The organism is Novacetimonas pomaceti (assembly GCF_003207955.1).
GTDB lineage: Bacteria > Pseudomonadota > Alphaproteobacteria > Acetobacterales > Acetobacteraceae > Novacetimonas > Novacetimonas pomaceti.
This window is the reverse complement of record NZ_NOXG01000018.1, coordinates 1-26,302: the sequence shown is the minus strand read 5'-3', so window position 1 is coordinate 26,302 and position 26,302 is coordinate 1. Positions and strand designations below refer to the sequence as shown.

The 26,302-nt window shown below is 63.0% G+C and carries 25 protein-coding genes and 1 tRNA gene; 17 read left to right on the top strand and 9 right to left on the bottom strand.

The window, feature by feature from the left end:
* Positions 1 to 11: 11 nt before the first annotated feature.
* Genes CFR71_RS12240 through CFR71_RS12210 form a run of 7 tightly spaced genes read left to right on the top strand, consistent with a single transcriptional unit; the run spans position 12 to position 8,821 of the window.
* The gene (locus CFR71_RS12240) at positions 12 to 1,253 is read left to right on the top strand and encodes a TolC family protein (RefSeq protein WP_110531545.1); all 1,242 of its coding nucleotides are present in this window, start codon (positions 12 to 14) and stop codon (positions 1,251 to 1,253) included.
* Positions 1,250 to 2,410 (top strand): efflux RND transporter periplasmic adaptor subunit, encoded by a 1,161-nt coding sequence (locus CFR71_RS12235; protein WP_110531516.1) that lies wholly within the window; start codon positions 1,250 to 1,252, stop codon positions 2,408 to 2,410. The genes CFR71_RS12240 and CFR71_RS12235 overlap by 4 nt, the downstream gene beginning before the upstream one ends.
* Positions 2,410 to 5,481 carry an efflux RND transporter permease subunit gene (locus CFR71_RS12230; RefSeq protein ID WP_110531514.1) on the top strand — a complete coding sequence of 1,024 codons (3,072 nt, stop codon included), beginning with the start codon at positions 2,410 to 2,412 and terminating at the stop codon, positions 5,479 to 5,481. The genes CFR71_RS12235 and CFR71_RS12230 overlap by 1 nt, the downstream gene beginning before the upstream one ends.
* Complete coding sequence (locus tag CFR71_RS12225; protein WP_110531512.1) at positions 5,481 to 6,152, top strand: response regulator transcription factor; 672 nt, start codon at positions 5,481 to 5,483, stop codon at positions 6,150 to 6,152. Before CFR71_RS12230 ends, CFR71_RS12225 begins: the two co-directional genes overlap by 1 nt.
* A complete protein-coding gene (locus tag CFR71_RS12220) occupies positions 6,149 to 7,501 on the top strand; it encodes a sensor histidine kinase (RefSeq protein WP_110531510.1) in 1,353 nt (450 codons plus the stop codon). The genes CFR71_RS12225 and CFR71_RS12220 overlap by 4 nt, the downstream gene beginning before the upstream one ends.
* 53 nt (positions 7,502 to 7,554) lie before the next feature.
* The gene (locus tag CFR71_RS12215; RefSeq protein ID WP_110531543.1) at positions 7,555 to 8,124 is read left to right on the top strand and encodes a cytochrome b; all 570 of its coding nucleotides are present in this window, start codon (positions 7,555 to 7,557) and stop codon (positions 8,122 to 8,124) included.
* Positions 8,114 to 8,821 carry a VIT1/CCC1 transporter family protein gene (locus CFR71_RS12210; RefSeq protein ID WP_110531541.1) on the top strand — a complete coding sequence of 236 codons (708 nt, stop codon included), beginning with the start codon at positions 8,114 to 8,116 and terminating at the stop codon, positions 8,819 to 8,821. Before CFR71_RS12215 ends, CFR71_RS12210 begins: the two co-directional genes overlap by 11 nt.
* Before the next feature lie 314 nt (positions 8,822 to 9,135).
* Here the strand turns inward: CFR71_RS12210 and CFR71_RS16215 are convergent, their stop codons facing one another.
* On the bottom strand, positions 9,136 to 9,399 hold the full coding sequence (locus CFR71_RS16215; protein ID WP_133251151.1) for a hypothetical protein: 264 nt from the start codon (positions 9,397 to 9,399) through the stop codon (positions 9,136 to 9,138).
* A 150-nt stretch (positions 9,400 to 9,549) separates the two neighbouring features.
* On the opposite strand from CFR71_RS16215, the gene CFR71_RS12205 reads away from it, so the two are divergent.
* Entirely contained in the window at positions 9,550 to 9,777 is a 228-nt protein-coding gene (locus tag CFR71_RS12205) for a hypothetical protein (RefSeq protein ID WP_239020400.1), read from the top strand.
* 386 nt (positions 9,778 to 10,163) lie between these two features.
* On the opposite strand, the gene CFR71_RS12200 is transcribed toward CFR71_RS12205, so the two are convergent.
* From CFR71_RS12200 to gatC, 4 genes are all read right to left on the bottom strand, one after another.
* Positions 10,164 to 10,255, bottom strand: a tRNA-Ser gene (locus tag CFR71_RS12200).
* A 100-nt stretch (positions 10,256 to 10,355) separates the two neighbouring features.
* On the bottom strand, positions 10,356 to 11,804 hold the full coding sequence (gene gatB / locus CFR71_RS12195; RefSeq protein ID WP_110531508.1) for an Asp-tRNA(Asn)/Glu-tRNA(Gln) amidotransferase subunit GatB: 1,449 nt from the start codon (positions 11,802 to 11,804) through the stop codon (positions 10,356 to 10,358).
* Positions 11,804 to 13,285 carry an Asp-tRNA(Asn)/Glu-tRNA(Gln) amidotransferase subunit GatA gene (gatA, locus tag CFR71_RS12190; RefSeq protein WP_110531506.1) on the bottom strand — a complete coding sequence of 494 codons (1,482 nt, stop codon included), beginning with the start codon at positions 13,283 to 13,285 and terminating at the stop codon, positions 11,804 to 11,806. The genes gatB and gatA overlap by 1 nt, the downstream gene beginning before the upstream one ends.
* Positions 13,285 to 13,572, bottom strand: a complete 288-nt coding sequence (gene gatC / locus CFR71_RS12185) for an Asp-tRNA(Asn)/Glu-tRNA(Gln) amidotransferase subunit GatC (RefSeq protein WP_110531537.1) — start codon at positions 13,570 to 13,572, stop codon at positions 13,285 to 13,287. Before gatC ends, gatA begins: the two co-directional genes overlap by 1 nt.
* Positions 13,573 to 13,647: 75 nt before the next feature.
* Here gatC and ruvX point away from each other — a divergent pair, with 75 nt between their 5' ends.
* Positions 13,648 to 14,109 carry a Holliday junction resolvase RuvX gene (gene ruvX, locus CFR71_RS12180; RefSeq protein WP_110531504.1) on the top strand — a complete coding sequence of 154 codons (462 nt, stop codon included), beginning with the start codon at positions 13,648 to 13,650 and terminating at the stop codon, positions 14,107 to 14,109.
* Here ruvX and CFR71_RS12175 read toward each other — a convergent pair.
* Entirely contained in the window at positions 14,073 to 14,405 is a 333-nt protein-coding gene (locus CFR71_RS12175) for a hypothetical protein (protein WP_110531501.1), read from the bottom strand. The two genes, ruvX and CFR71_RS12175, sit on opposite strands and share 37 nt — an antisense overlap.
* 205 nt (positions 14,406 to 14,610) lie before the next feature.
* Here CFR71_RS12175 and CFR71_RS12170 point away from each other — a divergent pair, with 205 nt between their 5' ends.
* From CFR71_RS12170 to CFR71_RS12140, 7 genes are all read left to right on the top strand, one after another.
* Positions 14,611 to 15,927 carry a UDP-glucose dehydrogenase family protein gene (locus CFR71_RS12170; RefSeq protein WP_110531499.1) on the top strand — a complete coding sequence of 439 codons (1,317 nt, stop codon included), beginning with the start codon at positions 14,611 to 14,613 and terminating at the stop codon, positions 15,925 to 15,927.
* Between the two features lie 109 nt (positions 15,928 to 16,036).
* Positions 16,037 to 17,092 (top strand): AI-2E family transporter, encoded by a 1,056-nt coding sequence (locus tag CFR71_RS12165; protein ID WP_110531495.1) that lies wholly within the window; start codon positions 16,037 to 16,039, stop codon positions 17,090 to 17,092.
* A gap of 128 nt (positions 17,093 to 17,220) precedes the next feature.
* On the top strand, positions 17,221 to 18,738 hold the full coding sequence (locus CFR71_RS12160) for an FAD-dependent oxidoreductase (protein WP_239020399.1): 1,518 nt from the start codon (positions 17,221 to 17,223) through the stop codon (positions 18,736 to 18,738).
* 170 nt (positions 18,739 to 18,908) lie between these two features.
* Positions 18,909 to 19,889, top strand: a complete 981-nt coding sequence (locus CFR71_RS12155) for an SDR family oxidoreductase (RefSeq protein ID WP_165832104.1) — start codon at positions 18,909 to 18,911, stop codon at positions 19,887 to 19,889.
* Between the two features lie 107 nt (positions 19,890 to 19,996).
* Positions 19,997 to 20,194, top strand: a complete 198-nt coding sequence (locus CFR71_RS12150) for a hypothetical protein (RefSeq protein ID WP_113596484.1) — start codon at positions 19,997 to 19,999, stop codon at positions 20,192 to 20,194.
* A 188-nt stretch (positions 20,195 to 20,382) separates the two neighbouring features.
* Positions 20,383 to 21,375 (top strand): retropepsin-like aspartic protease, encoded by a 993-nt coding sequence (locus tag CFR71_RS12145; protein ID WP_239020398.1) that lies wholly within the window; start codon positions 20,383 to 20,385, stop codon positions 21,373 to 21,375.
* 13 nt (positions 21,376 to 21,388) lie between these two features.
* Complete coding sequence (locus CFR71_RS12140; protein ID WP_110531485.1) at positions 21,389 to 23,185, top strand: ABC transporter ATP-binding protein; 1,797 nt, start codon at positions 21,389 to 21,391, stop codon at positions 23,183 to 23,185.
* Between the two features lie 227 nt (positions 23,186 to 23,412).
* On the opposite strand, the gene CFR71_RS12130 is transcribed toward CFR71_RS12140, so the two are convergent.
* A complete protein-coding gene (locus tag CFR71_RS12130) occupies positions 23,413 to 23,805 on the bottom strand; it encodes a hypothetical protein (protein ID WP_110531482.1) in 393 nt (130 codons plus the stop codon).
* A gap of 76 nt (positions 23,806 to 23,881) precedes the next feature.
* Complete coding sequence (locus tag CFR71_RS12125) at positions 23,882 to 24,388, bottom strand: hypothetical protein (protein ID WP_239019320.1); 507 nt, start codon at positions 24,386 to 24,388, stop codon at positions 23,882 to 23,884.
* Between the two features lie 240 nt (positions 24,389 to 24,628).
* Between CFR71_RS12125 and thiM the strand changes: the two genes are divergently transcribed.
* Positions 24,629 to 25,420 carry a hydroxyethylthiazole kinase gene (gene thiM, locus CFR71_RS12120; RefSeq protein WP_239020397.1) on the top strand — a complete coding sequence of 264 codons (792 nt, stop codon included), beginning with the start codon at positions 24,629 to 24,631 and terminating at the stop codon, positions 25,418 to 25,420.
* Between the two features lie 7 nt (positions 25,421 to 25,427).
* Here the strand turns inward: thiM and CFR71_RS12115 are convergent, their stop codons facing one another.
* Positions 25,428 to 25,880, bottom strand: a complete 453-nt coding sequence (locus CFR71_RS12115; protein ID WP_110531479.1) for a hypothetical protein — start codon at positions 25,878 to 25,880, stop codon at positions 25,428 to 25,430.
* Positions 25,881 to 26,302: the final 422 nt, after the last annotated feature.

Below are 26,302 nucleotides of genomic sequence, written 5' to 3'. Positions count from 1 at the left end.
TGATCCGTCACATGTTCGCCATCCTGATTGCAGCCATGGCCTGCGCCATGATCTGGGCCTCTCCCGTGCGGGCGCAGGCGCCACGGCCCGGCCCCACGTTCCATGAGGCCGTCGGCATGGCATGGGCCATCGATCCCGTGCGCACCGAACTGCAGGTGGGCCACCATTCCGCCAGGGCCCGCGCCAGTGCCGCGGGATCATGGTTCGCCGGTGGTCCCGTCCTGTCGGGCGAATACATGGATGACCACATGCTGGGCAGCAACGAAGGCTACACGACCTATCAGGGCGGGGTGTCGGTGCCGCTGTGGCTGCCCGGACAGGGAAGCGCCACCCAACAGGTCGCCAGCGCGGAGGCGGCCTCCATCGAAGAGCAGCTAAATGTCGAACATCTGGCGCTGTCGATCCGGGTGCTTGACGCCAGTGCCATGGCCCGGATCGCGGGCGCGCGGGTGGATGTCGCGCGCGAACTGTACGAGGCGACATCGCGGATCGGCGCCAACGTCGCGCATGCGGTGCGTGGCGGGGAGATGGCCTCCGCCGACAGCCAGATGGCGCAGGCGGCGGTGGAAAATGCCCGTGGCGAACTGGCCCTGGCGCAGGAGGAGGCCCGCAATGCCACCGCCGCGCTGGAGGTGCTGCTGGGTCGTCCGGTCGTGCCCGACCTCGACCGCTATGGCAGCGGCGACGTGACGAAGGCCCGTTTCGTGGCCCCGCGTGACATGGAAGACAACGACCCGCGCGTCAGGGTCGCGCACCGGAACGTGGAAGCCGCCGAGGCCAACATGAAGCTGGCGCACCGCTCTTTCATGCCCAACCCGGAAATCGGCGTGGATGCGATCCATGAAAAGCAGTACGGCAGCCCGTGGGACAACCGCGTGGGCGTGAATTTCAGCATCCCCCTGCCCAGCGAGGTCCGGAACGCCCCCATCATGTCCGAGGCCCGGAACAGGCTGGCTGCGGCAGGCAGCCAGGAAACGCAGGCGCGGCGCATGGTGCATCTGGAGATGATGCGCGTGCGTGAACGCCTGATCGCGGCCACGACGGCGCGGCAGTCCACCCGGAATGCCGCCGACAGCATGGAGGCACGGGCAAAGGCGCAGGAACATGCATGGCGTCTGGGGGAGGTCAGCCTGGATACGGCGCTGGCGGCCCGGCAGGTGGCATGCGCGGCCCGGCAGGCCAGCGCCCGGGCGGACGTGGAATGGCATGTCGCCAGCATCCGCATGCTGATCGCAACAGGCATCGTGCCATGACGCGCGTTGTTGCCGCAATCGCCATGTTCGTCGTGGCCCTGTTGTCCTGCCTGCCGGCCCATGCCGGGGACACGACGCTGCCCCCGGTCGTGACGCTGGACGCGGCGGCCGTCGTCAACGAAGGCATTACGACCACCACCGCCATGACTGGCCGGCTTGCGCCCGTGCTGCCGGTCATAAGCCGGGTCATGCCCGATACGACGCGCGTCGTGCATATCCATCCCGCGGGCAGTGGCAAGGTGCTGGCGGTGCTGGTGCGGCCGGGCAGTCCCATCCGCAAGGGACAGGCGCTGCTGAGTTATCAGGACCATTCCCTGCATGTCGCGCGCCTGCAGGCCACGCAGATGCGCGCCGCGCTGACGGCGGCCATCGCCGCAAGGAACGACGCGGCGGGCGCGGTGCGGCGGGCACGCGAACTGGCGGGCGAGACCATATCCATTGCCGAGCTGCGCCGCAGGCAGGACGCGCTGGCACAGGCCGATGCGACCATGCGCGCGCGTCAGGCGGACGTGGACACGATGGGCCACCGTTTTGACGAGGAGTTCAATTCCGTCTCCGAACAGGGCGGACGCGCGGGACAGGACGAGACCTCGACCCTGATTTCCCCCATCGATGGCATGGTGCAGGCGATCAATACATCCGTCGCGGGCGATCTGGAGCCAGCCATGGATGTGGCGAGCGTGGCGGACCTGTCCAGCGTATGGATCGTCTCCGACATTGCGCCCGATCAGGCGGCGCGTATCGCGCCGGGGGACCAGCAGGTGACGCTGGCGGCGACGGGGCCGCTCATCTCGCGTATCGACACGGTGGATGGCATGGCAAGTCCGCTGACGGGGCTGGTGCGGGTCATCAGCAGTGTCGCCAACCCCACCGGTGCGCTGGTGCCCGGCATGGTGCTGGACGCGACACTGGCCCAACGCGACAGCATCGCGGGCATCGTCATCCCCGCCGAGGCGATCCAGCGGATCGACGGGCACAACGTCGTGTTCGTGCGGATTGACGGGACGCATTACCGGCCCGCCCCGGTTGACGTGGCGTTCGATGACGGAACGCGGGCGGTGCTGCGTGGCGGCCTGCAGGGGGGCGAGCAGGTGGTGGCCCATGGCAGCTTCGCCCTGCTTTCGGTCATCGGGCTGGCCGGGATGGATGCGGACTGATGGCGCGCAGGTATCTCGAGGTCCTGCTGCGCGCGCGGATGCTTGTACTGGGCGGCCTCGGGCTGGTGCTGGTCGCGGGCATCCTGGTGGTGCTGGGGCTGCCGGTGGAGGCCGTGCCCGATATCTCGCCCAAACAGGTGCTCGTCTCAGTCGTGGCCCCGGGCCTTGCGACGGAAGAAGTCGAAAAGCTCATCACCTTTCCCGTCGAGGCCAGCATGACCGGCATTCCCGGCATGACCGACCTGCGCTCCGTCTCACGCGGGGGGGTATCGGTGGTGTACGTGCAGTTCGCGGACGATACCGACATCAACCTGGACCGCACGCGCGTGAACGAACGCATACAGCAGGCGCGCGCCAGCATATCGGTGCCCGGCATTACGGTCGGCATGGGGCCGCTGGCCACCGGCATGGGCGAGATCATGCAGTTCCAGATCCGGGGGGCGGGGCGTTCGCTCATGGAACTCAACCGCATCATGAACTGGACCGTCGTCCCCCAGATGCGGCTTGTGCCCGGCGTGGTGGATGTCAACGTCAATGGCGGGGCGGAAGAGACGTATGAAGTCACGCTGGAGCAGGCGCGGCTGATCGCGGCCAACCTGTCGGTGGGCGAGGTCTATCGCGCGGTGGATGCGAACAACGCGGCATCGGGCGGCGGGTGGATCACCCACCATGCCGAACAGCAGAGCGTGGTCGGGCGCGGGCTGGTGGGCAGCCTTGCGGATTTCGGGAATATCGCCGTGCGGACCAATGCCGACGGTTCGGTCGTGCGGCTGCGTGACCTCGGGCGGATCGCCACGGGCGCGCGCACGCGGCTGGGGGCGGTGACGCGCGACGGGCATGGCGAGATCGTGATCGGCGTGGTGATGATGGAAAGCGGGGCAAGTTCCGACGCCACCCTTGCCGCCATCAACCGCGCCCTGCCGGGCATAAGGCAGGCCCTGCCCGCGGGCGTTACGCTGGAACCCTATTACACCCGCGCCACCCTGACCGGGCAGACCATCGCCACGGTGCGTGACAACCTGCTGATGGGGGCGGTGCTGGTGGCGGGTGTTCTGGTGGTGGTGATCGGAAGCTGGCGGGCGGCGCTGGTGATCGCCTCCGTCATTCCGGTCGCCCTTGTCTGCGCCATGGCGGGCATGCGGCAGTTCGGCATTTCCGCCAACCTGCTCAGCCTTGGCGCGATCGATTTCGGCATGATCGTCGATGGCTCGCTGGTGGTGATCGAACATGTCCTGTCGCGACGCGAGGAGGAGCCGGAGGCGGAATTCATCCCGCTGGTGATCTCCTCCGTGCAGCAGGTCATGCGTCCGGTCGGCTTCGCCATCCTGGTCATCATCATGGTCTACCTGCCGATCCTGACCCTGCAGGGGATAGAGGGGCACATGTTCCGCCCCATGGCGCAGACGGTCATCATGGCGCTGCTGGCCTCGCTGGCCTACTGCTTTGTCTGCGTGCCGGTGCTGGCCGCCCTCGCGCTCGGGCAGGTGCGGCCTGTGGGGGATACGCGGCTGATCGCCTTCCTGCGCCGTCCCTATACCCGCATGGTGACATGGGGGGAAACCCATCCGCGCGTCCTGTCCGGCGGCACGCTCGCGGTACTGGTCATCTCCGCCGGGCTTGCGACACGGCTGGGAGGCGAGTTCATTCCCCGGCTTGACGAAGGGGCGCTGGCGGTGACCACCACGCGCCTGCCCTCGGCCTCGCTCGATACGGTGCTGGCGTCGGTGACGCGGCAGGAGCAGATCCTGCGCCGCTTCCCCGAGGTCCGCTCCGTGGTCAGCAATACCGGAACGTCCGCCATCCCGACCGACCCGATGGGGGTGAACGAAACCGATAGCTTCATCTTCCTCAATCCGCCTTCCACCTGGAAAACCGCCCGCACGCAGGCCGGGCTGGTGGCCGCGATGGACGATACCCTGCGGCGTGAGCTGCCCGATGCGCTTTATTCATGGAGCCAGCCGGTGCAGATGCGCATGGATGACCTGCTGTCGGGGGTGCGCACGCAGATCGCCGTGTCGATCTTTGGCGATGACCTGTCCACCCTTTCCGAACTGGGCGACCGGGTGGTGGCCGCCATATCGGCGGTCAGGGGGGCGGCGGACGTCGCGGCGGCGGGGGATGGCACCGTGCCGCTGATCGTGGCCGACATCGACCGCGCGCAGGCCGCCAGCCGCGACGTGGCGGTGCAGGACATCCTTGATACGGTGGAGGCCGTGGGCGGGCATATCGGCCGGCCGGTCATCGTGGGCAACGCCATCATCGGTACGCAGGTCCGCCTTGACCCCCGCAATGTCGCCTCCGCCACGGCCATCGGAAACCTGCAGGTCCGGCGCATGGACGGGCAGGGCAGCGTCATGCTGTCGCAGGTGGCCCATGTGCACGAGGTCGACGGGCCGCCGCGCATCAGCCGCGATGGCGTGCGCAGGCGCATGGTGGTGCAGGCCAACGTGCGCGGCCGCGACCTTGCTTCCTTCGTGGCCGAAGCGCAGGCCCGCGTGGCCCACGATGTCAGGCTGCCGTCGGGCTATACCACGCAGTGGGACGGGCAGTTCCGTAACCTGCAGTCGGCCATGCGGCGGCTGGAAATCGTGCTGCCCGTGGCCCTTGGCCTGATTTTCGCGCTTCTGGTGGTGGCGTTTGGCGCGGTCCGGCCCGCGCTGCTGGTCTTTGTCAACCTGCCGGTGGCGGCGACCGGCGGGGTGATGGCGCTGACGGCGCGGGGCATGCCGTTCAGCATTTCGGCGGGGATCGGCTTCATCGCCCTGTTCGGGGTGGCCATCCTGAACGGGGTGGTGCTGGTCAGCGAGATCGCGGCCCTGCGGGCGCGGGGCATGGCGGTGGCGCAGGCGGCCTTTGCCGCGGCGGAATCGCGGTTCCGTCCGGTCATGGCCACGGCACTGGTGGCGAGCCTGGGCTTTTTCCCCATGGCATTTTCCCAAAGCGCCGGGGCGGAGGTCGAACGCCCGCTGGCGAGCGTGGTGATCGGGGGGCTGGTCACGTCCACGCTGCTGACCCTGCTGGTGCTGCCCTCCTTATATGCCCGCGTGATGCGAGAGAAGGTTCAGGACTGATGCGGATCCTTATTGTGGAAGATGAACATGACCTTGGGGCGGCGGTGCAGGAACGCGTGCGGCTGGACGGGCACGCCGTGGACTGGTTTACGACGCTGGAGGATGCGCGCGCGGCCGTGGCGACCGTGGATTACGATTTCATGCTGCTGGACCTTGGCCTGCCGGACGGGAACGGCCGCGACCTGCTGCGTGAAATCCGCCGGACTTCGTTCGATACCGCGATCCTCATCACCACGGCGGAGGACCAGGTCAGCGACCGGATCGCGGGCCTGTCCGATGGCGCGGATGATTACATCGTCAAGCCGTACGACCTGAACGAACTGGTCGCCCGCATCGCGGCAGTGGCGCGGCGGTACGCGGCGCCACGCAGGCAGGCGCGCCATCAGGTCGGCGATATCACGATCGACCGGGAAAACCGTTCCGTCTCGCGCAATGGGCATATGCTGGACCTGACCGCGCGGGAATGGGCCATCATGGAGCTTCTGTCGCGCAATCCCGGCCGGATCTATTCACGCCAGCAGATCGACACGGCCCTGTACGCGCTGGATCACGACGTGGACAGCAACACGGTGGAGGTTTTCATCAGCCGCCTGCGCAAGAAGGTCGGCAATACCGTCATCAGGACGGTCCGTGGCCGGGGATACTGCCTTGCCGATGGCGCCGGCGCATGAAGGGCTGGAGCCTGGCCACCCGGATCGTCAGCAGTGTCCTGGCGGTGGTCAGCATCAGCCTTCTTGCCCTCAGTATCGCCGTGGCCGGTTTCACCCGGTACGAGATAACGGAGCGGCTGGACAATTCCCTTCAGGAAGTCTCCGAACGGCTGCAGGCCACGATCGCGACCCAGCCGCATGGACCGCGCTCGGACAATGTCGCATGGGTGCCCGATGTCGGGCCACGGACGCTGGCCTATCAGGTTGTCGATCCGGCCGGCCACGTTGTCCTGCGCTCCCAGAATGCCCCTGTGGAACCTTTCGTGCCGGACATGCGCACGGGGTTTGCCGATACGCCGAATTTCCGGGTCTATGTCGCGGCCCCGACCACGACGGCCTATCGCGTGCTGGTGGGCGAGCCGACATTGCACCGTCGCGGCGCCACATGGCGCGCGACGGCAATCGCGGTCGTGCCAATCCTTGTTTTCCTGCCTGTCATCTGGTTTCTGGTGCGCCTGATCGTGCGGCGCGCCCTGCGCCCGCTTGAGCGCCTGCATGACGAGATGCAGTCACGCGGCAGTGGCAACCTGCGTCCTGTCCCGTCGCTTGACCTGCCTGTCGAACTGATTTCCATCCAGCACGCCGTCAACACCCTCCTGTCGCGGCTGGAGACGGCGCTGTCCACCGAACGGGCCTTTGCGGCGAGTGCCGCGCATGAACTGCGCAATCCGCTTGCCGCCCTGCTGGCGCAGGTGCAGATGCTGGGCCGCGTGGTGCCTGCTGAGTCGGAGATGGGACGGCGGGTCGGCATCATTGTCGATCGGACCCGTAGGCTGGGCCGGACGGTGGAAAAACTGCTGCAGTTTTCCCGCGCGTCCTCTGGCGTTGCCTTCCGCCGCGACCGTTTTGACCTTCTGGCCGTGCTGCATGTGCTGGTTGATGACCTGGGGCATAATCCCGGCGATGGCCGCGGCATGGACATGACGACGAATGGCATCAGCCACATATTCGTCCATGGCGACATGGATGCGACCGGCATCCTGATCCGCAACCTGCTTGAAAATGCCCTGCTGCATGGAAAAGATGCAGCGGCGGTTCATGTAAGCGTGATGCCGGATGGCAGCATTGACATAACCAATGACTGTCCCGCCCTGATGCCGGCCACACTGGCGCGGTTGACCAGCCCGTTCGTTCGTGGCGGATCCACCGCCCGTGGCAGCGGGCTGGGGCTGGCGATCGCGAATAATATCGCCAGACAGATGGATGTCCGCCTGCGGCTGCGCTCACCTCTTGCAGGGCAGGACCGGGGATTTGGCGTCTCCCTCCTTTTTCCCGATCCGGAAATCACGATGACGCCAGAAGAGGAATAGGACAGGGCGCCTGCGTTCAGGTCCGCGTCATGTCGGGGATATATGACAAGGGAATGAAACAGACGCTCCGCCTTCCTGCCCTGCGTTACGATACGCCAACGATCCTTTTCCACTGGAGCTGCGCCTTCATCATCGTGCTGCAGTTCATAGGCGCCAATTCATGGGGCCTGTTTCGCAATCCGCTGCATCATCAGCTTGTGGTCGCGCACCTTACGATGGGTATGGTGCTGAGCGTGCTGCTGCCGCTTCGGCTGCTGTGGCGGCTGAAGTGGGGACGGCGGATCCGGGCTTCTGACCGCTGGCTGGACTGTGTGATGGCACGCTCCGTGGAATATGGCCTGTATGGGCTGATCGTGCTGGAAATCTGCCTGGGCTATCTGTGGCGGTGGGGAAACGGGCAGGCCATGAGCTTCATGGCCCTGCAGATCATGCCACCCTTTGGCAGGTTTCCGGTATCGACAGTCAGCCTGCTGCAGTGGCTGCACCATTGGAATGGCTGGCTGATCATGCTGCTGGCCACGGGGCATGCGTTGGCCGCGTGTTTTCATTACTTCATTCTCAGGGATGATGTTTTTCAAAGAATGCTGATTGTGAAAGATGTATCCGATGGATATGGAAAATAGTTCCCCGCTTCGCGTCGTGGAGAGACATGCGACGTCGCGCCTGGGCTGGCTGCGGGCGGCCGTTCTGGGGGCGAATGACGGGATCCTGTCGACATCCAGCCTGATCATAGGCGTTGCAAGCGCGCACGCGACACAGGGCAGCATCCTGCTGGCCGGGATATCCAGTCTGGTGGCCGGTGCGATGTCCATGGCAGCGGGTGAATACGTATCCGTCAGTTCGCAGGCGGATTCCGAAAAAGCTGATCTTGCCCGTGAAAAAAAGGAACTGGGCAGTAGCTGGGATGCCGAAGTAAGCGAACTGGCTGGAATATACCGTCAGCGTGGACTGGACGATCTTCTGGCACGCAAGGTTGCCCTTCAGCTTATGCAACATGACGCGCTGGGGGCCCATGCCCGTGATGAACTTGGTATTTCCGAGGCTACGGCAGCCCGTCCGGTGCAGGCTGCCCTTGCATCTGCGGGCGCGTTTTCCTCCGGCGCAATATTGCCGGTGCTGGTTGCCGTGGTGTCGCCATCCGCGGTGGTGCCGTGGACGGTATCCGCGATTTCCCTGATCGGCCTTGCCATTCTGGGGATTGTCGGGGCCCGCGCAGGTGGGGCTGCGCCCATGCGCCCGGCATTGCGGGTGATATTCTGGGGAGTGATGGCGATGTTGGTGACGGCAGGGATTGGGAAAATATTTGGGATACAGACCTGATTCCATCGAAATGAAGAAAATTTCAAAATTATTCATCAGAAATTTCATGCTTCCATAGTATTTCTGATTCCATATTTGTTAAACAGTTGCCAAGAATTTCCGGCGCGTGGAGGCGTAGTGCGCGTCAGCTTTCGCACGTCTCCCGTATCGTGTTGTCCATGTAAAAGATCATTCCTTGGTCCGGTTATCCATACAATCGGAATCATTAAATAAAAATTCGTAACAAATAATGGAACGGACGGACTGATAATGTCAGGGCGCACTTGAACGATTGCTGAATTCGAATGATCCCCACCCGTCAGATTATCGCGTCCTTATGCCTGTTGCTTCCCCTGACGCTGGGTGCCTGCAGTGGGCACGGTTATGACACGGATGCCACCTGCCGGCGGGGGCCGCCATCGGGCATGCAATCTGGTCTGGGGCGGGGAATCCATGGTGGCCTGTCGGAGGGATTCGGGGGCGGTTTCGGCCCCGGTGGTGGAATGGCTGGCATGATGGGCGGGAACGGGCTGGCTGGTGGCATGATGGGACGGGGTATGGGCGGCGATGGGCCACCTGATGGTGGATTCGGGGGGCACAGGGGACCGCCGCCGGATATGGACCAGTCCGCCAGCCGTTGCGGCCCGCCCCCCATACCACGAGGCGGGAAGGCGGGACCACAAACACCGGCCGGGGAAACACATGATGACGTGGATGTGTCAAGGATCCAGATTGGCGGGTCGAAATAGGTGGCGCGTTTCCTGTCCCGTTTCATGATGATTTTGGGGTGCCTGTCTGTCCTTGCCGGTTGCGCCGGACACCGGCAGCCTCTGGACGATGATGGCCTGCCGGTTACCGATGGGTCCGAAAATAGCGGCATGCCGGGCGGCGGCAGGGGCGGCCCTGGCGGCGGCGGGATCTGGTCGGAAGTGCTGCGCACCGCCATGCAGACCGGCATGGGTTTCCTGCATCATTAGAGACTGAAGGCCTTCGTGTCCTTGTGGGGTTTGCATTCCGCTGGACATACGGCCTTGGCGGAACCCAGGATGCATGCGTCGTTGGTAATCACCCACATGCCGTTTCCATCAGAAGCATGGAGACCGGATGGTTCGGGTAAAGTGAAATTTTGGGTTCAGATAACCGCAGTCTCTGCCTGCTCCGGCATAATCATCTGTAATTTCATCGCGCGCGTGGATGGCGGCATCTATGCAGCATGCATACGTAACTTCATGCACACAGAGACGCCCCAATATATTCGTCACTCAGCATCTTTTCATGCCAATGCATGTCAGAGCGAAAAGCGATAAAACGGCAAAAATCCGGGAGGATGGCCAACCGTTGTCAAGGTATGTCGGGGAAAAATTGGCGGAGGGGATGGGATTCGAACCCACGGAACGAGTTACCCCGTTCAGCGATTTAGCAAACCGCCGCCTTCAGCCTCTCGGCCACCCCTCCGCCGGGGAAAAGCGTATATTTCTACACGGCGTTTGCAGCGCTGTTTGTAGCGTGTTCCCGCAGCGCCGTCAAATGCTCAGATGAAAAAATTATTCAGTTTTTACAAAACCTTTTTCAGCGCCTCGTTGACCAGGGCCGGATTGGCCTTGCCGGCCATTGCCTTCATGACCTGACCCACGAAAAATCCGAACAGACGGTCCTTGCCGCCCCGGTATTCCTCAACCTTATCGGCATGGCGGGCCATGATGTCCGCCACCGCCTTGTCGATGGCGCCGGTGTCCGTGACCTGTTTCAGGCCCTTGCGTTCGACGATGTCAGCGGCGCTGTCGCCGGTTTCCAGCATGTCCTCGAACACTTCCTTGGCAATCTTGCCATTGATCGTGCCGTCAGAGACAAGGTCCAGCATTCCCCCCAGCGCCTCGGCTGAAATGGGGCTGTCCTGGATGTCGCGTCCACTCCGGTTCAGGGCCGCGAACAGGTCGCCCGTAACCCAGTTGGCTGCCAGCCGGCCATCGCGGCCATGCGCGACGGTTTCGTAATAATCGGCGATCGCCTGTTCCGCCACCAGCACGCCGGCGTCGTAATGGGGGATGCCGTACTCCTTTTCGAAGCGGTCGCGCTTGTCATCCGGCAGTTCCGGCAGGGACTTTTCCAGATTGCGCACCCATTCTTCCTCGATCACCAGCGGCAGCAGGTCCGGGTCGGGGAAATAGCGGTAATCGTGGGCGTCTTCCTTGCTGCGCAGGGACCGCGTCTCGTTGCGGGAGGGATCGAACAGGCGCGTTTCCTGATCGACGGAACCCCCTGATTCCCAGATTTCCACCTGCCGCGCGGCTTCGGCCTCGATCGCATGCATGACGTAGCGGATGGAATTGACGTTCTTGATTTCGCACCGCGTGCGGAAAGGCTCGTCCTTCTTGCGGACCGAAACATTGACGTCCGCGCGCATGGAGCCTTCCTCCATGTTGCCATCGCAGGTACCCAGGTAACGCAGGATCATGCGCAGCTTGCGCAGGTAGGCGCCGGCCTCCTCGGGGGAACGGATGTCCGGCTCGCTGACGATTTCCATCAGGGCCACGCCCGCGCGGTTCAGGTCGATAAAGGACCGGCTGGGGTCCTGGTCATGCATCGACTTGCCCGCATCCTGTTCCAGATGCAGCCGCGTGATGCCGATATGGCGCACCGTCCCGTCAGACAGTTCGATCTCCACGGTCCCTTCGCCGACGATGGGATGCGTGAACTGGCTGATCTGGTAGCCGGTGGGCAGGTCGGCATAGAAATAGTTCTTGCGGTCGAAGCGGCTCTGCAGGTTGATGCGCGCCTTCAGGCCCAGCCCGGTGCGCACGGCCTGTGCCACGCATTCGCGGTTGATGACCGGCAGCATGCCGGGAAAACCCGCATCCACAAGGCTGACATGGGTATTGGCCTCGCCGCCATAGGTGGCGGAGGCGCCCGAAAACAGCTTGGACTGGCTGATGACCTGCGCGTGGACTTCCAGCCCGACGACAATCTCCCACGTTCCGGTCTTGCCTTCGATCAGGTAGGACATCACACGCCCTCCGCACGGATGGCGGGCCGGTGCGTGAATGCCGCCGCGCGTTCCAGCGCGTGCCCCGCCGCCAGCAGGCTTTTTTCGTCAAAGGGACGGCCGATCAGCTGCAGGCCCAGCGGCAGCCCGCGTTCGCTCAGCCCCGCCGGTAGCGACATGGCAGGCATTCCGGCCATGCTGGCGGGAACGGTGAATACGTCATTAAGGTACATCTGGACCGGATCATCCGTCTTTTCCCCCTGCGCAAAGGCAGGGGAGGGGGCAGTCGGGGTCAGCATCACGTCAACTTTTTCAAAAGCTTCCGTAAAATCACGACGGATCAGTGAGCGTACCTTCTGCGCCTTGAGGTAATAGGCATCGTAATATCCCGCCGACAGGACATAGGTGCCGATCATGATGCGGCGGCGCACTTCCGCGCCGAACCCTTCGCGCCGGGTTTTTTCATACATTTCGTCGAGGGTCGGCGCCTCGACCCGGCGGCCGAAACGCACGCCGTCATAACGCGCAAGGTTGGACGAACATTCGGCAGGCGCCACGATGTAATAGGTCGCCAGCCCGTATTTCGTATGCGGCAGCGAGACATCGACGATTTCGCAGCCCGCGTCACGGAGCCATTCGACGCCCTGTTTCCATGACGCCTCGATTTCGGCGGGCATGCCGTCGACGCGGTATTCGCGCGGAATGCCGACGCGCATGCCCTTCAGGCTGCCGGAACACGCGGCGCGATAGTCATCGACGGGGTGATCGACGCTGGTGCTGTCCTTGGGGTCGAAACCGGCCATGGACTGCAGCATGATGGCGCAGTCTTCCACCGTGCGGGCCATCGGCCCGGCCTGGTCAAGCGAACTGGCGAAGGCGATGGTGCCCCACCGGCTGCATCGTCCATAGGTCGGCTTCAGTCCCACGATCCCGCAATAGGCGGCGGGCTGGCGGATGGAACCACCCGTATCGGTGCCGGTGGCCCCCATCGCCAGCCCCGCGGCGACGGCGGCGGCAGACCCGCCCGACGACCCGCCGGGGACCAGCGCCGTCTGCGGGTCGCCCTCACGCTTCCACGGGTTTTCGACATTGCCGAAGGCTGAGGTGATGTTGGCCGACCCCATGGCGAATTCGTCAAGGTTCGTCTTGCCGACAAACACCGCGCCATCGCGCAGCAGGTTGGCCGTCACGGTGCTTTCATAAGGGGGGATGAAATTTTCCAGCATCCGGCTGGCCGCGGTTGTGCGCACACCATTGGTACAGAACAGGTCCTTGATCCCCAGCGGGATCCCCGCAAGGTCCGGCGCATCGCCATGGCCCAGCAGTTCGTCGGCGCGTTCCGCCGCCTTCAGCGCGTTTTCGGACGTTACGGTAATGAAGGCGTTGAGCCGCCCGTTCAGCCGGTCGATCGCATCGACATGCGCCTTCACCAGTTCGACGGCCGAGAAGTCACGGCGTCGCAATCCGTCCCGCGCCGCGGCGATTGTCAGTTCGGTCAGCATTATTCAACCACCTTCGGCACGGTATAATAGGGGCCAACCGTATCGGTGGCGTTGGACAGGACGGCATCACGGATATTCCCGTCGGTCACGATATCGTCACGCATACGCAGGATCGCGTGTTCGGTGCCAACCATCGGGGCGACGCCATCGACGTTCACCTCGTGCAGCTGTTCGATCCACCCAAGGATGCCGTTCATCTCCCCTTGCAGGGACTGCAGGTCGGATTCGTCAATACCAATCCGTGCCAGCCGGGCTATACGGCGGACGGTCGCGGGATCAAGCGACATGAAGCAATAACTTTCCATCGTGACAGTGTCAGAATATCCTGCGCGCAGGAATGCGAAGGACAATAGCCCCAGACGATGCCCCTGTTCAACATACCCGAACTGCGTTCTGCCCTGCGGCCCGGACAGCGTCTGATGGGAATCGATCCCGGCCAGAAGACGATCGGAATCGCGCTGTCCGATGTCTCGCTCATGCTGGCCTCGCCATGCACCACGGTACGCAGGCGCAAGCTGTCCCTTGTCGCGGCGGAAATCGGGGAACTGGCCCGGCGGCATGACGTGGGCGGGCTGGTGGGGGGGCTGCCGCTTTCGCTTGATGGCAGTTTTGGCCCGGCGGCGCAGGCCGCGCGCGACTGGCTGATGAACCTGTCACATCAGCTCGGCCTGCCTGCGGCACTCTGGGACGAACGGCTGTCGTCCTCGGCGGTCAACCGTATCCTGATCCAGGATGTGGACATGACGCGGCGCCGGCGTGAACAGGTGGTGGACAAGATGGCGGCCGCCTACATCCTCCAGGCCGCGCTCGATGCCTCAGCCTGACGGGGCTGCCATGCCGTCTCCATCCCGCCGTCGGCCTGCCTTCCGAACAGTGCCTGAAGCAGGACAAGGATGAGGAACAGGGCCGCCAGCAGGCCGAACGCCCGGCCAAACGCGCGAAAGGCCCCGATCACCAGCAGGACGAGCATGATGATCAGCACGACGCGCTGGACCTGACCATGCAGGCCGACGGAATCCATCATGGCAGCCATGAAGCTTTCGATCAGCACGATCCCGGCGATCACCAGTCCGACAAGACCGAACAGCATGTTCCCCAGAAGATTCAGCACATGGGCCATGACCGCGCGACTTTCCCCGTGAATGCTGGCCCGGACGCGATCCGAGGGGGGATCCCGTGGGCCATACGTCCGCTAACGCATGGGGTGCGGGCGGCGTTCAGGCATGCGGGGCGCGAAAATCCCCCATCGCCGGAACCACTTGTCAGGATGGGCGGACGCGTGCTGTTTAAACGGGACAATGTGACCGAAAAGGAGCGGGCAGCGGATGAAGATCGCCGTTATCGGAGCGGGTTACGTAGGTCTTGTGTCAGGTGCGTGCCTTGCTGATTTTGGCCATGAGGTCTGTTGCATCGACAGGGACCCGCGCCGGATCGAGAACCTCAGGGCCGGGCGCATGCCGATCTATGAACCCGGCCTTGCCGAACTGACGGCTGCCAACGTGTCGGCGGGGCGGCTGTTTTTCGAACAGGACCTGGCGACCGGCATCAGGGACGCGGAAGTCATCTTCATCGCCGTTGGCACCCCCTCCCGACCGGAGGACGGGCATGCCGACCTGACATTCGTTTATGATGTAACGCGCGAGATCGCGGCGCACCTGAAGGGATACGCCGTCATCGTCACGAAATCGACGGTGCCGGTCGGCACCAGTGACGAGGTCGAGCGCATCGTCCGTTCGCTGCGCCCTGAAATCGAGTTTTCAGTTGCCTCCAACCCGGAGTTTCTGCGTGAAGGGGCCGCGATCGGGGATTTCAAGATCCCCGACCGTATCGTGGTCGGGGTGGAGGACGATCGCGCGCGCGCGGTGATGGCGGCGGTCTATCGCCCCCTGTTCCTCAATCAGGCACCAATGCTGTTTACCGACCGCCGGTCGTCGGAGCTGACGAAATACGCGGCCAACGCGTTTCTTGCGACGAAGATCACCTTCATCAACGAAATGGCCGATATCTGCGAAAAAACCGGCGCCAATGTGCAGGATGTGGCCCGGGGCATGGGGCTGGACAAACGGATCGGGCCGAAATTCCTCCATGCGGGTCCCGGCTTTGGCGGGTCGTGCTTTCCCAAGGATGTGCGCGCGCTGATCAAGACCGGGCAGGATTTCGATGTCCCCAGCCGTATCGTGGAGGCCGTGGCCGACGTCAACGAACGGCGCAAGCGCAGGATGGGACGCCGGATCATCGCCGCGTGCGGCGGTGACATACGCGACCGCGTCATTGCCGTGCTGGGCCTGACCTTCAAGCCGCGTACCGACGACATGCGCGAGGCCCCTTCGATTGCCATCATCCAGACGCTGCATGACGCGGGCGCGCGCGTCCATGCCTTTGATCCTGCGGGAATGGAGCAGGCGCGCGAGGTCCTTGGGGACGTGACGTATTTCCGCGATCCGTACCAGGCCGTGGCGGGGGCCGACGCGGTGGCGATCGTCACGGAATGGGAATCCCTGCGCGCGCTGGACCTGAAAAAGATGCATGGCCTGATGCGCAGGTCGATACTGGTGGACCTGCGCAATATCTACGTGCCGGAACAGGCGGTCGCGGCGGGCTTTACCTATCTTTCGGTCGGGCGGGGGGATCTGGAGGCATAGGACGCGGGGAAAAGTTTCGCCGTTAAGGGTTTTCTGTATGTTCCGGGGATATGGTGATTGTATGTGTGGATATCGCCATCCTCGCCAGAACATCAGGAAGCCGTCATTCATGGGAAATACGTCCCGGGTCCAGTATGTCGCCACCGGCATATTCGTATGCCTGGTCATCATTTCGTCGCTGTATATCGAACAGTCCTTTCTGGGCGCGTTCGTATGGGGCATCATCCTGTCCATCACCGCCTTTCCCCTGTACCTGGCCCTGCGCGCCCGCGGGTGCGGCAACATGGTGGCCTCGCTGATCATCAGCGTGGGGATCTTCGCGCTGCTTGCGGTGCCGATGGTGGTCATGGTGACCAAGGCGGTGGATGACCTGCCATCGCTTTACGGCTGGGCGAAATCCGCGTCGCAGACGGGAATTGCCGTCCCCGAGCAGGTGAAGGACCTGCCGGCGGGTGGCAGGATCGTGCCCCTGTGGCAGAAATACCTGTCGGATCCCGATGAACTGCGAAGCTGGCTGGGATCAATGACCCATACCTTCGCCAGCAGTGATGGCAAATCCGTCACGCATCACCTGATGGAAATCGTCGAAACCTTCATGATCGCGGTGCTGTCGGTCTATTTCTTTCTGGTCTCCGCCGAAAGCCTGATTGGCGACATCCGCGCGGTGGGCAAGAAATTCCTTGGCCGTCGCGCGACCGACGCCATCGACAATATCGTGGGATCGGTGCGTGGAACGGTCGCGGGGCTTGTGCTGGTCGGAATGGGGGAGGGCGTCATCATCGGGATCGGCTATTTCCTGGCTGGCACGCCGCATCCCGCCCTGTTCATGCTGCTGACCGCGATCGTCAGCATCGTGCCGTTCTGCGGTCCTGTCGTCCTGGCCGCCGCGCTGGCGACCACCTTTGCCGCCAGTGGCGGCACGCCGGCCCTGATTGTCGGGCTTGTCGGGGCGATGGCGTATTTTTTCGGCGATCATTTCGTGCGGCCCAAGCTGATCAGCGGGAACACGAAAATCCCGTTTCTTGCCGTCCTGACCGCGATCCTTGGGGGGCTGCATGCCTGTGGCCTGCTGGGACTGTTTATCGGGCCGGCGGTCATTGCGGTGGCATTTTCGCTCTGGCGCTCGGCGGTTGCCGACAGCCGCGCGGACATCGCCGCGACCTGACGGGACGGGACCGCAAGGATGGGGCCCGGAACAGGCGCGCAACCACGCAAAGCGTCATGACGTTAGGAAAACATCCCCCCGTGACGTGACGCGTCATGCAAGATCATGATCCTGACAGGAGAAATTCCATGCATGATATTTCCGATACTGAAACAACATGGTTCGATGTCATTGCGGTATCGGAAGTGCGCGGCATGCGTCCCGTCAGGGTGGAGGTCGCGGGGACACCGATGGTCCTTGTTTCGCATGAGGGCGAGGTCAGGGCTTTTGCCGCCACCTGCCCGCACAAGGGCGCGCCCCTGGATAAGGGGATCGTGTGTGAGGGGCGCATCGTCTGCCCCTGGCACAAGGCGGAGTTTTCGGTGCGTGACGGGCGTCTTCTGGAACCGCTCGCGCTGGATCCGCTGCCGCGTTACCCCGCGCGGGTGCGGCAGGGAAGGGTGGAGGTCGCGCCCCATGTGGAGCCGTCACCCTCTTCGCCAAGGGTGGCAGAGGACCGGTCCGTCATTATTGTCGGGGCAGGTGCCGGGGGAACGGCGACGGCCGTTTTCCTGCGCGAGGCAGGTTTCGCGGGACGGATCACCCTGATCGGTCAGGAAGACTGCGCCCCCTATGACAGGACGGCGTTGAGCAAGAACGTGCTGGCGGGCAAGGCCGAAGGCAATGCCCCGCCGCCTTTGCGCCCGGAAAATTTTTATGAAACGCACGATGTCGCCTGCCGCGTGGGCCGCGTCGTGGCGCTGGACCCGCAGACGCGCACGCTGGGACTGGCGGATGGTGAAAGCCTGTCGGCCGATCATGTTGTCCTGGCGCCCGGCAGCACGCCACGGATGCTGGATGTTCCGGGCCATGACCTGAAAGGCGTCTTCACGCTGCGCACTTCCCGCGATGCACAGGCGATCCTGTCATCCGGACAGGCGCGCAGGGACTGGCGTGTGGTGATCTGTGGCGGAAGCTTCATCGCGATGGAGGGGGCGGCGGCCCTGCGACAGCATGGCGCGGACGTCACCATCGTGGCCGATCCCGCCATACCGTTTGAAAATGTGCTGGGCGTGGAAATCGGCGGTCGCCTGCGTGCCCTGCATGAAGCAAACGGCGTTGTCTATCGCGGGGGACGGCGCGTTGCGAAAATAGTGGGCGGCGATCATGTCAGTGGCGTCATCCTTGATAATGGGGAAAGTCTTGCCGCCGATACGGTGGTCGCGGGCATCGGGGTGCGTCCCGCGACGGATTTCCTGCCGCGATCCCTGCTGGCCGGGGATGGCGGCGTCGATGTGGACGGGCGGATGCGCGTCCTGCCCGGCATTCATGTCGTGGGGGATGCCGCCCGTTTCGTTCATGAAGGCCGCCGCATGCGTATCGAACACTGGCGCACCGCGCAGGTGCAGGGACGCGTGGCGGCGCGTGCGATTGTCGGCATGGAAGACGAATTTGCCGAAATCCCGTGGTTCTGGACCCAGCAGTTTGGAAAAAAGCTGGAATATGCCGGGTATCAGGGGGAATTCGACCATGTGGAAATCGAAGGGGACCTGGAGCATTTCGATTTCACGGCGACCCTTTCAAATCAGGGACGCCCTGTCGGCGTGGTCACTGGCGGCAGGCCCGATGTGACCGCCCGGATGGTGGCGCGGCCCCCGACGGGCTGAACGGCCATAATTTCCACCCTGTTTCCATATGAATGATGAACGCGGGGCAGACTTGGTCTGCCCCTTTCTGTTTCGGGGATCATCAGGTTGTGAATGCCCCGAAGATATGACTATCTCCCATGGGACAATTTTTTCACGTCCCGTCTGTAAAACGCGTCAAGGTTGGTAAATTGCACGATTCTAGAGAAAAAGTTGTCATCATCACGGGTGGATCCTCGGGGATCGGTCGATGCACTGCCCGGATGTTCGCCTCCCACCAGTGGAAGGTCGGCATCATCGCCCGGGGACAGGCCGCGATGGAGGCAACGGCGCAGGACGTGCGCGAGCATGGGGGCATCGCCGCCATTGCGGAGGCCGATGTCACGGATACCGCCGCGCTGGAGGCCGCGACCGACGCCATCATCGCGGCGCTGGGACCGGTCGATGTCTGGATCAACTGCGCCGGGACCGGGATCTATGGCCGTTTCAGCGACGTGCGTGAAGACGAGTTCCAGCGTGTGACGGATGTGACCTATCATGGCACTGTCAACGGAACGCGCATCGCCCTGGAACACATGCGTCGGCAGGGGCATGGCTCCATCGTCAATGTCTGTTCCGCCATCGCGTTCCACGGGGTGCCGCTGCTATCGTCCTATGCCGGGGCAAAAGGGGCGGTCCGCGCCTTTACGCAGGCGATCCGTGGGGAACTGCGCCTGGAAAAAAGCCCGGTGCGGATCTGTTCCGTCTTCCCTGCCGCCATGAACACGCCCTTTTTCAGCCACGCGCTCAGCCATATGGGTTGGCCCGCACGCCCCGCCAAGCCGATTTACCAGCCCGAGGTCGCTGCGGAGGGGATATGGCTGGCGGCGCGCAGCAACCATTCCGAGCTTTTCATCACGGGCACCACGGAACTGTTTTCGCTGGCCACCCGCTTCATGCCCGGCGTTATCGGCTGGTGCGTCAGCCAGCTGGGAATGGAACGCCAGCTGACGCGCGATGACCGCGCGGTCGATTTGTGCGAACCGACCCTGTTCCAACCCTCCCTGCGGGTTCGGGGCGGGCGTGGCCCGTTCAGCCATCAGGCGCGGGGATGGAGCCTGCAGGTCCGGCTGCTTGCGCTGCGCATGAAGATATCCGACGCCATCAGGGGCATGTTCAGCAAGCGGGGATAAAGCCGTCCGGATCCGGATTTTTGCCGGCAGGGCTGAACGATTTCCATGATACGGCGTTGTGTGGGGATACCTTCATTCCAGACAAGGGGTATCACGATATGAAATGCATGGCGATCAGCACGCTGGGATTCTTTTTTTCCGGGGGCATCAGCAATGCCTATGCCACGCCTGCCTCTCCGGTTTCGATCGTGATGTTCGTGCCGGATCACGCGGGACAGCCGTCACGCGCGGATGTGCATATGTCTGGCGATACGAAGGCCTGCGCCTATGCCCGCCCGATAATGGAACAGGCGCAGATGCGATAGCGTGGGGGCGGCGGGTCATTTCATGGCCTGCCGTCGTGCGTATTCCATGCTAGGCTCGGGCAGTCCACAAACGCAGCAAAGCCCCGTCACGCAGCATGCACCCCAGCCCCATTGCCTGTCCGGGCCACAATGTCCCGTCATTCCCATGTCCTGGCGCCGGGCGTTCCCGCTGGATGGTCCGTTCCCTGATGGCATGTCTTTTCGTGTGGGGATGGCATGGGGCTGCCTTGGGGGCCGCCCTGGCCGAGGACATGATTGATGGCGTGCTGCCCGCGCGATGCGTGGCGCATGTCATGACCGTGCCCCTGATGTCGCACAGCGGCAGCCCCGTGGTACCGGTCGAAGTCAATGGCGTGTCGGGTCTGGCGTATGTCAGCTTCACACAGGAAGAGGTGGGCGTCTTCCTCGGCACGATGGATTATCCCAAGGGACAGACATTTCCCATCCAGACCATCGGGGGGCGGAGCTACTCGTTTTCCACCGTGGTCAGGTCGTTCCACCTTGCGCAGGGCGTGGCCGAGAATGTGCCCGCGTGCGTGGTGGGTGACACGATAGAGAAAATTGGCGACAGGCCGGTCCTGGCGATCGTCGGCTACAGTATCCTCAGCAATTACGATGTGCTGCTCGACTTCGTGGGAAAGAAGATGGTTCTCTTCCGCCCTTCGGAGACGGCGCAGGGCTGTCGCGCGATGTCGCAATGGCTGGGGCCGGATGCGGTATCCCTGCCGCTGCAGGCCAACGAGCGCGGGGTGCGGACGGGTATCGAGGTCACGGCCGGGAATGTGCCGCTCCATATGGAGGTGGAACCCGGCTCCAACGCCTCTGTCGTGCGGCAGAAGGATGCCCGCGCGGCCGGGATCACGCACGCCGTCCTGCGTGACGACCCGCGTGTGCGGACCGTGGTCGGGCGCGTCCTGCTTGGCCATCGCCATCACTTTGACAACGTGAAGATCGGGGAATGGAAGGGACAGTCTCTGGATGTGAATGTGGAAAAGGCGCAGTACAACCTGCTGGGGATGGATTTCCTGCGCAACAGGAAGGTTCTCATGGCATTTCCCCAGGGAATGCTTTACGTCACGCGCGCACAGGCCAGCACTGACGGAGATCTGCGTGTGCGCAGTGCGCTGAGTACCCACCTTGCCACCGCCACGGTTCAGGAAACGGGTGGCGTCAGCAGGTAAGGGTATCGCGGACATGACGCAGGAAACCGATGTGACCATTCCCGATGGCCTGATGGCGCGGCTGCGCCAGCGGCCCGTGTCGTTTGTCGCATGTTACGTCAGGCGGCATCTGGGCGCGCATGTCCTGATCGCGGGGACCATCGTCCTTGCGATGGGCTGCGGGGTCAGCACGTCCTACATCATCCGCCGGCTGGTCAATGCCATGGCGGCATCCCCGGCGCCGGACATGTCGGTGGTCTGGGCCATGGTCATCGTGTTCTGCGTCGTGATCCTGATTGATGGTTGCGCCTGGCGGGTTGCGGGATGGATGGCGTCAGGCGTGTTCGTGGAGGTGGGGGGAGATATCCGCCGCGATCTGTTCCGTTACCTGACCGGCCATTCGGCGGCCTATTTTTCCCAACGCATGTCCGGCGCGCTGTCCGCGCGGATTTCCACGGCGGCGAATGCGGTCTTCAGCATTGAAAACCTGACGGCATGGACCCTGCTGCCGTCCAGTCTGAACATCATCATGTCGATTGGCATGCTGATGACCGTAAGCCCGTGGATGGCATTGTCCATTGTCGGCATGACGGTGGGGGCGGGGTGCCTGATATTCCTTCTGGGGACGAAGGGACGCAGCCTGCATCGTGCGTACGCGACGCAGGCTGCGGAAAATGATGGCGAAATGCTTGATATCGTCAACAACATGCCGCTGGTGCGGGCCTATGGCATGACCGCGCGTGAATGCCTGTACATGGGACAGCGCATCCGGCATGAGACGGGACTGCACCGGCGGTCGCTGCGTTATCTTGAAAAGCTGCGGATGTTTCATGCCGGCCTGACCATGCTCATGACCGCGGGGCTGCTGATATGGGTCGTGATGCTGTGGCGCCTGCACCGTGCCACCATCGGCGACGTGGTGATGGTGACCACGCTGGGGTTTGTCATACTGAACTGCACCCGCGACCTTGCCTTTGCGCTGGTGGAGGCGGTGCAGCATGTCTCCCGCCTGTCGGAAACTCTGGATCGTCTCCTGCTGCCCCACGAAACCGCCAGTCGCCTGCCGTCACGCAGCCTGCTGCCACGCAGTCATGGGCGCATCAGCATACGCGACGCATGTTTCTCCTATCCCGGGGGCAGGCCTGTCGTGTCGCATTTCAACCTCGAAATCGCGGCGGGCACGCGCGTCGGGCTGGTGGGGCAGTCGGGATCGGGAAAAAGCACGTTGCTGGCGTTGCTGCAGCGACAGCGTTTCCTGCAGGAAGGACAGATCCTGATCGACGGGATCGATATCCTCCAGCTTGACGAGGAAAGCATGCGGGGCTGCATGGCCGTGGTCGCGCAGGAGGTCGCATTGCTGCGACGTTCGGTGCGCGACAATATCCGCTATGGCTGCGAAAATGCGACCGATGCCGAAGTGGCCGCCGCTGCGTCGGCCGCGGGGTGCCATGACTTCATCATGGCCATGCCGCAGCAGTTCGACACCATCGTGGGGGAACGTGGGGTCATGCTGTCGGGCGGACAGCGGCAGCGGATCGCGATCGCGCGCGCCTTCCTGCGCAATGCCCCCATCCTGATCCTTGACGAGGCGACAAGCGCCCTGGACAGCCAGAGCGAAAAGCACGTGCAGGAGGCTCTTGACCGTCTCAAGGCCGGGCGGACCGTGATCGCGGTGGCCCATCGCCTGTCCACCCTGCATGGCTTTGACAGGATCGTGGTCATGGATCATGGCCGCATCGTTCAGGACGGCAGCATGTCGGAACTGGAAAACATGCCGGGTCTTTACCGCGATGTCCTGATGCAGCAGGACGCGGCGGCATTGGTCCGGTAATGGTCGGGATGCATCCGTCCGGGGCGAAATGCTCCGCATATCAGGAGTGCCGCTTCCGGAAGCATCAGAAAGAGTGTTTGGAAACAGTCTCCTGATGAAATGACAAAAGTTTTTGGGTGCCGCCTTTTTTCGAAAATGCGGCGTCTTTCGAAGCTTTTTGCAAAAAGCTTCACCAAAAACTTCTATAATTTCAGTGTATTACCGAACCTGTCTTTTCAAAGGACCTCTTAGTGGGCCGTGGTGACCTTCGCCTGTGCCCTGAGCATTTCCCCCAGCGTTTCATGAATTCCCTGCGGGGCGGGCTGGGGCAGGTGAAAGGTCAGCCTTCCACCCGGCGGGATGCTGAATGACAGGAAAACTTCCTGCCGCGTCCGGTCGGTGGCAAGTTCCCACTGCGTGATCTCATAGGTCGGATTAGCCTGGCCACCCCCAATGGCCTGACAGTCGGAGGCCAGCTTGGAAAACAGGGGCAGGCAGTTGACCAGTTGCCCGGGGGGAAAGGACAGATGGCGTATCGTGCCATCCGTATCCTCGACCTCCAGGATGACGTTTTTGCCATCCGGGGACGGCTGCCCCCCACGGATCTTGCGGATATTCAGTGTCTCGGGCGAAATACTCATGAACGGGGCCTGTTCTGGTCAGGGGGATGGAAACCCCCATCCTATCACCATGGGCGGATGGAGGGGATGTCCCTTCCTACGGATGCGCAAGGATTGCCCGGCAGGACAGCCCCTCTCCCGACAGGGTCTTCCCCCGGGTCGGATCGACCTTGAGGGTCAGGCGCATGACCGCGGCCGACAGATGGGCGCCGCTGTTATGGGTGGAAATCTTGATATTGATGTTGTTGTTGTTTTCCATGACCGCCCAGCTTCCGCCCCGCGCCATGGTGGCTTCCGCCTTCACCGCCCAGTAGGTCCCGTTCAGATCCCCCAGACGTGTCAGGTTATAGACGGAACCATCCCCACGAATATGGGAATAGCCGATCCCCACCGCGCCGCCGCCCCGGATCCTGACCGGATAGGAATGCGTTCCATACAGCAGTTGCCCTTTGCCCCAGGTATAGCCCCCGGCCACCGCGATGGATTTCACGGAAAAGCACAGTCTGGCCATGGGCTGCCCCAGCGCATCATCGGCCCGGGCGGTCGGGATCGTGAAAATGCCTGCGAACATCAGGGCAGACATGGGGAAAAGGACTGGACGCACAATATGTTCCTGAAAAACACGGATTGGGAATGGTGACGCGGCAGGGGGCGGCATGCCCCCTCGCACCCCCGAAGACTGGAGAGTATCCTATTTGTCGGGCCTGCATCGGCAAAAGGCAAGTGCCGATCCGTCCACACCGCATCAATCAACGTTATATGACAATGAATTCACGAAGTTTTTTGGCAGATGTCCACGCTGCATGGCTGGATGTATCCTCATGAAGCCCAAGGGAGTAGCAGAATGTCGATGATCACGGTGTCATGGGACGATCCGGTCGTGCGCACGCGGTTGGCTGCGATCCGCAAACGCGCGCCCTTTGTATATGGGCTGACGAATTACGTGGCCGCCACCCTCAGCGCCAATGTCCTGCTGGCTGTGGGGGCCGCGCCCGCCATCGGAAGCGCGCCGGGATGGCCGGCGACTTTCGGGCGGGGTGCCGCCGCTGTCTGGGTCAATACGGCCGCCCTTATGGCCTCCTCGATACAGGACCTGCTGGAAACAGTGCGTGGCGCGCGGGATTCCGGGGTGCCGTGGGTGCTCGATCCCGTGGCGTTCGGGGCCGGCTGCGCGGAATATGATGGTCTGGTAAGGCAGCTTCTGGATTTCAGCCCCAGCGTGATCCGGGGCAATGCCAGCGAACTGATGGCCCTGGCGGGGGCGGATGCCAGGGGCAAGGGCGTGGAAAGCACGCAAGGCTCGCACGACGCCATCCCGCATATCCAGACGCTTTCCCATCGGACAGGGGCGGTCGTCGCGGTCAGTGGCGCGACGGATTATATCGTATCGGGAGCTTCCCTGTTTGCGGTGAAGGGAGGAGATGTTCGCCTGACCCGCGTAACCGGCGCGGGATGCGCACTCGGTGCGCTGGTCGCCGCGTTCCTTCCGGTCAGCGAGACGGTGGTGGAAGGAACATGCGCCGCGCATGCCGTCTATGCCGCCGCCGCCGAACGTGCCGGGGCACGAACCGTGGGCACGGGCGCGTTCGGGGTGGCGTTGCTGGATGAACTATCGATGCTGGCGGGCCTGCAATAGCCGCCGTTTATTTCGCGCGCGGGGCAGGCGGGGCAGATTCGCCGGGTTCATCGTTCAGGTTGATGACGGCCTCGTTGGCGAAGGAAATCATTTCGGATGAGGGACGCTTGCTGGCCTCATTCGTTTTCTGGGCGATGCCACTGGTCATCGTCCGCAGTGCCGCGACCTCTGCCCGGACGTCATTGAGGATCTCGACCAGTGCCTGATGATCTTCCGCCGCGCGCTGGTCCGATGCCTGGCTCAGCACAGCATTGCCCACCATCAGCGCCGGAAGCGCCACCAGCTGGATGCAGTTGCTGATATATAAAAGGGTGTTCTGCCAGGCCGGGGCCGCAAGCGGGATCAGCGAGAACACGAAGAAAGCATAAACGCACCAGATGCTTCCAAAAAGGAAAGTCATCTTTACGGCGATCTGGTCATTAAGCCGCGTGAGAAGGGTTGCCTTGGGAGCCGGTTGCATTGGGGTGTGCGTCTCTTGTCTGCTGGAATCGTGAATGAGGTGAATGGTCCTTCATGACAGGAAAAAAGGAGCCACCCTCTATCTGGTCTCACATTAAGGGGGAGGGGAGGGGCGGTCTGCTCTGATTTTGGTTATAGCAGTTATCGCAATGGAAATATTTTGTTATATTATAACGACGCAAGGAAGGGCCAGAACACTGCCTGTGAGTTTGCGGAGAAAAAATAACAGCCTGAAATGGCCGAAAACTGCGGATGTGTTTCCTTTTTTGGACAAGAGACCCAAAAAACTTTCATTTTTTGATTGACGGTGGTGATTGGTGGTCCTATATCCCCGTTCACCGCTTCGGGGGCAGAAAGTTCTTGAGTTTAGCGGTTTGGTTTTCTAGAGTGTTTGGCCCGGTTGGGTTGAGGCTTTTTGAAGGC

Coding starts and splice junctions, on each gene's coding strand:
- CFR71_RS12215 (WP_110531543.1), top strand. CDS start 7,555: ATGAAACAGACGCTCCGCCTTCCTGCCCTGCGTTACGATACGCCAACG.
- CFR71_RS12170 (WP_110531499.1), top strand. CDS start 14,611: ATGAAGATCGCCGTTATCGGAGCGGGTTACGTAGGTCTTGTGTCAGGT.
- gatC (WP_110531537.1), bottom strand. CDS start 13,572: ATGTCGCTTGATCCCGCGACCGTCCGCCGTATAGCCCGGCTGGCACGG.
- CFR71_RS12140 (WP_110531485.1), top strand. CDS start 21,389: ATGACGCAGGAAACCGATGTGACCATTCCCGATGGCCTGATGGCGCGG.
- CFR71_RS12160 (WP_239020399.1), top strand. CDS start 17,221: ATGCATGATATTTCCGATACTGAAACAACATGGTTCGATGTCATTGCG.
- CFR71_RS12220 (WP_110531510.1), top strand. CDS start 6,149: ATGAAGGGCTGGAGCCTGGCCACCCGGATCGTCAGCAGTGTCCTGGCG.
- CFR71_RS12130 (WP_110531482.1), bottom strand. CDS start 23,805: ATGAGTATTTCGCCCGAGACACTGAATATCCGCAAGATCCGTGGGGGG.
- CFR71_RS12165 (WP_110531495.1), top strand. CDS start 16,037: ATGGGAAATACGTCCCGGGTCCAGTATGTCGCCACCGGCATATTCGTA.
- ruvX (WP_110531504.1), top strand. CDS start 13,648: ATGCCCCTGTTCAACATACCCGAACTGCGTTCTGCCCTGCGGCCCGGA.
- thiM (WP_239020397.1), top strand. CDS start 24,629: ATGTCGATGATCACGGTGTCATGGGACGATCCGGTCGTGCGCACGCGG.
- CFR71_RS12150 (WP_113596484.1), top strand. CDS start 19,997: ATGGCGATCAGCACGCTGGGATTCTTTTTTTCCGGGGGCATCAGCAAT.
- CFR71_RS12145 (WP_239020398.1), top strand. CDS start 20,383: ATGGCATGTCTTTTCGTGTGGGGATGGCATGGGGCTGCCTTGGGGGCC.
- CFR71_RS12240 (WP_110531545.1), top strand. CDS start 12: ATGTTCGCCATCCTGATTGCAGCCATGGCCTGCGCCATGATCTGGGCC.
- gatB (WP_110531508.1), bottom strand. CDS start 11,804: ATGTCCTACCTGATCGAAGGCAAGACCGGAACGTGGGAGATTGTCGTC.
- CFR71_RS12115 (WP_110531479.1), bottom strand. CDS start 25,880: ATGCAACCGGCTCCCAAGGCAACCCTTCTCACGCGGCTTAATGACCAG.
- CFR71_RS12230 (WP_110531514.1), top strand. CDS start 2,410: ATGGCGCGCAGGTATCTCGAGGTCCTGCTGCGCGCGCGGATGCTTGTA.
- CFR71_RS12235 (WP_110531516.1), top strand. CDS start 1,250: ATGACGCGCGTTGTTGCCGCAATCGCCATGTTCGTCGTGGCCCTGTTG.
- CFR71_RS12225 (WP_110531512.1), top strand. CDS start 5,481: ATGCGGATCCTTATTGTGGAAGATGAACATGACCTTGGGGCGGCGGTG.
- CFR71_RS12175 (WP_110531501.1), bottom strand. CDS start 14,405: ATGGCCCATGTGCTGAATCTTCTGGGGAACATGCTGTTCGGTCTTGTC.
- gatA (WP_110531506.1), bottom strand. CDS start 13,285: ATGCTGACCGAACTGACAATCGCCGCGGCGCGGGACGGATTGCGACGC.
- CFR71_RS12210 (WP_110531541.1), top strand. CDS start 8,114: ATGGAAAATAGTTCCCCGCTTCGCGTCGTGGAGAGACATGCGACGTCG.